The sequence below is a fragment of the Flavilitoribacter nigricans DSM 23189 = NBRC 102662 genome (genome assembly GCF_002646595.1).
GTDB classification, from domain to species: domain Bacteria; phylum Bacteroidota; class Bacteroidia; order Chitinophagales; family Saprospiraceae; genus Flavilitoribacter; species Flavilitoribacter nigricans.
Window position 1 is genome coordinate 1 of the sequence record NZ_PDUD01000132.1, and the last position, 732, is coordinate 732.

The window sequence follows — 732 nt, forward strand, 5'->3', positions numbered from 1 at the left end:
GTTTGGTCCGTGGCCTTCTCCCCCAACGGGCAATTCATCCTCACCGGATCCTTTGATGGTACCGCAATACTGTGGGACCTGGAGGGACAGAAAATCAAAACATTTGAAGGGCATTCAGATAGGATTACTTCCGTAGCCTTCTCCCCCAACGGGCAATTCATCCTCACCGGATCATGGGAAAATAGTACCGCAATACTGTGGGACCTGGAGGGACAGAAAATCAAAACATTTGAAGGGCATTCAAAGCTGGTTTGGTCCGTGGCCTTCTCCCCCAACGGGCAATTCATCCTCACCGGATCAAAGGATCGTACCGCAATACTATGGGACCTGGGGGGACAGATAATCAAAAGTTTTGAAGGGCATTCACACCAGGTTACTTCCGTGGCCTGCTCCCCCAACGGGCAATTCATCCTCATCGGATCATGGGAAAATAGTACCGCAATACTGTGGGACCTGGAGGGACGGGAACCCAAAAGCTTTGAAGGGCATTCAGATTGGATTCGTTCCGTGGCCTTCTCCCCCAACGGGCAATTCATCCTCACCGGATCACCGGATCGTACCGCAATACTGTGGGACCTGGAGGGACAGATAATCAAAATATTTGAAGGACATTCAAATGGTGTTACTTCCGTAGCCTTCTCCCCCAACGGGCAATTCATCCTCACCGGATCCCGTGATGATACCGCAATACTGTGGGACCTGGAGGGACAGATAATCAAAACATTTGAAGGG

Annotated in this window: 1 protein-coding gene; it reads left to right on the forward strand. The window is 50.8% G+C overall.

Features of this window, described 5'->3' with window-relative positions:
* The coding region (locus CRP01_RS41735) for a WD40 repeat domain-containing protein (protein ID WP_143473781.1) at positions 1 to 732 on the forward strand (732 nt) is incomplete at both ends.